We start from the raw sequence: 3251 nt of genomic DNA on the forward strand, positions 1-3251 counted from the left end.
CCATGACGTCCCCCATAACGAAAGCCCCGCTCCGATTGGGAGCGGGGCTTCAATATGACGGTGCGATGCCGACCGGCGAACCGTGAATCACGCGGTCGCGGTCGCGGTTGCCGTAGTCTCGGAGGTTATCCTGCGGTTGTCCGCGTCGGCGGCGATGCCGTACTTGTCGTCATGGCGACGCCACCACGACGAGAGCACCGAGCCGGAGATGTTGTGCCAGACGCTGAAGAACGTCGACGGGATGGCGGCGACGGGCGTCGCGGCGAAGGAGGTCAGCGCCAGGGTGGCTCCCAGGGCGGAGTCCTGCATCCCCACCTCGAAGGTGATGGCCTTCTGCTGCGCGTACTTGAAGCCCTTGGGATACACCTTGTACATCAGCTTCGAGAACCCGTATCCAAGCCCGTATCCGCACAGGTTGTGAAGCATGACCACGGGGATGGCGAGCAGGGTCTCGGGGCTGAAGAGCTTCGCCTGGTTGACGGCCACGACGACGCCGATGATGAGCAGGATGGCGACCTGCGAGACGATGGGCAGCGCCACCGTGACCTTCGCGATCTTCTCCTTGAAGATGGCGTGGCAGATGAGGCCGAGCGCGATGGGGAGAAGCACGACCTTGAGGGCGCTGAGGAACAGCGACTGCCACGGGATGGCCACGTAGCGGGAGGCGAGGCCCTGCATGAGCAGCGGAATCATGAGGGGCGCGAGCAGCGTCGAGAGGATGCCGATGGAGACGTCAAGCGCCACGTCGCCGCGCGACAGGTAGCTCATGACGTTCGACGAGGTTCCGGACGGGCAGCATCCCACGAGGATGACCCCGACGGCGATGGGTCCATCGAGTCGGAAGATCCAGCACAGCAGCACGGCGATCAGAGGCATGATGACGTAATGCGCGACGGTTCCGACGATGACCATCAGCGGCTGCTTGATGATGCGCGCGAAATCGTCGAGCGACAGGGTCAGACCCATGCCGAACAGCACGACCCCCAGCAGGTATCCGGTATAGCTTTTGCCCCACACGCTGGTGGCGGGGACGAAGTAGTTGAAGACCGCCCAGACGATGACGATCAGCGTGAACCATTTGGTGAGCCAGTCGGCCGCACCCTTGACCTTCTCCATGACCTACGAACCCTCTTTGTACTTCTCTGCTTCTCTATGTGTTCCGGTCCGTCGGTGTCGTGGCCGAGGCCGGCTCGTCCTAGGGAGAATGTTGCGGTGTTTTCAGCGCTTGTGGCGAGGCACATGGTAGAAGGATGGACGGATCGTCGCCGGAATCGACCACGTAGTGGACTTCGAGGGTGATGTCGTCGCGGGCCTATTCCTCGGTTTCGTCGGTGCCCCCCGGCCGTCGCCGGGAGTTGGTCCTGGAGGGTCTGGCGTCGTCGGGAAGACGTCCGGCGCGGCGCAGCGAGTCGCGGATGATGAACTCCATCTGTCCGTTCACGCTGCGCAGCTCGTCGGCCGCCCACTTCTCGACCGCGGCCCACAGGGCCGGGTCGACCCGGAGCGGATACTGTTTTCTCGCTGCCATATCAGCTGTACAGGCTACCTGCGTTGATCACCGGCTGGGCGTCGTTGTCGCCGCACAGCACGACCATCAGATTCGACACCATCGAGGCCTTGCGCTCCTCGTCGAGCTCGACGATGCCGTCCTGGTCGAGCTCCTTCAGGGCCATGTCGACCATGGACACCGCTCCCTGCACGATCTTGGTGCGGGCGGCGATGATGGCCTCGGCCTGCTGCCGGCGCAGCATGACCTGGGCGATCTCCGGAGCGTAGGCCAGATGCGTCAGACGCGCGTCGTCCACGGCGATTCCTGCAGGTCCGAGCCGTTCGGACAGCTCCTTCTTCAGCGCCTGGGACACCTCGATGATGTTGGACCGCAGCGTGATCTGCCCGGCGGCGGCCTCGTCGCCGTCGCCGTTGTGGTCGTAGGCGTACAGGCTGGCCACATGACGCAACGCGGTCTCGGACTGGGTGCTCACGTACTGCTCGTAATGGTCGACGTCGAACACGGCCTTCGCGGTGTCGACCACGTGCCAGACGACGACGGTGGCGATCTCGATGGGATTGCCGTTCTTGTCGTTGACCTTGAGCTTCGGGCCGTTGAGTGTGCGGGCGCGCAGGGACACGGTGGCCTTGACGGCGTCCGTCGTCGCCGAGGAGTCGTCGGTGTCGTCGGTGGCCTTCTTGACGGCTTGTGCGATGGCCTGAGTCGACGGCCCCGACAGCGTCCGTGAATAGAAGGGATTCGCCCAGTGGAATCCGGTCTGGCGAATGGTTCCGCGGTATTCGCCGAACAGCACGAGAACGCGGGCTTCGTTGGGCTGCAGCGTGAAGAAGCCGCCGAGGACGATGGACATCGGCAGGATGGCGAGGATCGAGACGACGAGCAGGACGATTCCGATGGCGAACGGAACGCCTTGGGCGTCCGCATCGCCAGCCATCAGGACGATCCCCACCGCCATCAGGGCCAGCGTGGCGAGCCAGCCGAGGAGCACGAGCACAAGGGCCGTCCAGCCGCTGTGCGTCGAGCCCGGGCGTTCCGTGGTGGCGGTGCGGATGGCCGGGATTCCGGCGAGGGCGGGCGCGTCGGCGTTCGTGGGGGAGCCGGCGGTCGCGCCGTCCGTGGTGTTCGTACGGGTGGTGGTCGTTCGCCCGGCACCGGCGTCCGTTGCTCGTGAGGCTCCGGGTCGGGGCGTTTCCGGTCGTGGTGCTTCTGGTTGCGGGTCTTCCGATTGGGGTGTGCGTGGCGTCGTCGTCATGGTCTCTCCTTCTTCGTTGTTTTCTTTGTCTGTTTCCGTGTGGTTTTCGTCCGGGGTGCCGTTCTGCTCGCGGTCTCCGGACGTCGTCGCCGGATGGCGATCGGTCATGTCGGGTCGTCCGGTCGTGGACGCCGTCCGCCCTTCACGGTTCCGGCTCCGTCCGACCTGACATCAAAATGATATCACATTGACATCAGTATGCATTCGCTCGGCATGACGGCGAACGGACCGCTGCGGCATTCTCCGATGGCCGGACGGCGGAGTTCACTGGATGCACTCGTCGGTGCTTCATGCGCTGGATCCAGGTCTGTTCCAATCAGCGACTGTTCTGGACGACCCTGCCGGTCGTGGGCGCGTCAGTCGAATCCGGATCCATCCGGCAGGATTCATCCGGATTTACAGTGGAGGCATGGTCGATTTGTTGCCCTCCGTCTCCGTTCGTCGCCGTCCGCTCATCCTCGACCTCGACACCGGCATCGATGACGCGCT

The 3251-nt window shown here is 64.3% G+C and carries 4 protein-coding genes; 1 reads left to right on the forward strand and 3 read right to left on the reverse strand.

Features of this window, described 5'->3' with window-relative positions; translation table 11 throughout:
• Positions 1-87: 87 nt before the first annotated feature.
• From RWX87_RS06725 to RWX87_RS06735, 3 genes are all read right to left on the reverse strand, one after another.
• Positions 88-1116: a bile acid:sodium symporter family protein gene (locus tag RWX87_RS06725; RefSeq protein WP_314688828.1), complete on the reverse strand. Its 1029-nt coding sequence runs from the start codon at positions 1114-1116 to the stop codon at positions 88-90.
• A 196-nt stretch (positions 1117-1312) separates the two neighbouring features.
• A complete protein-coding gene (locus RWX87_RS06730; protein WP_314688829.1) occupies positions 1313-1528 on the reverse strand; it encodes a hypothetical protein in 216 nt (71 codons plus the stop codon).
• Position 1529: 1 nt separating this feature from the next.
• On the reverse strand, positions 1530-2762 hold the full coding sequence (locus tag RWX87_RS06735) for an SPFH domain-containing protein (protein WP_314688831.1): 1233 nt from the start codon (positions 2760-2762) through the stop codon (positions 1530-1532).
• A 271-nt stretch (positions 2763-3033) separates the two neighbouring features.
• Here RWX87_RS06735 and RWX87_RS06740 point away from each other — a divergent pair.
• Positions 3034-3251 (forward strand): hypothetical protein (locus RWX87_RS06740; protein WP_314688833.1); only part of this gene is annotated, 218 nt, incomplete at its 3' end.

Source organism: uncultured Bifidobacterium sp. (assembly GCF_963540075.1).
In the GTDB taxonomy this organism is placed as follows: domain Bacteria; phylum Actinomycetota; class Actinomycetes; order Actinomycetales; family Bifidobacteriaceae; genus Bifidobacterium.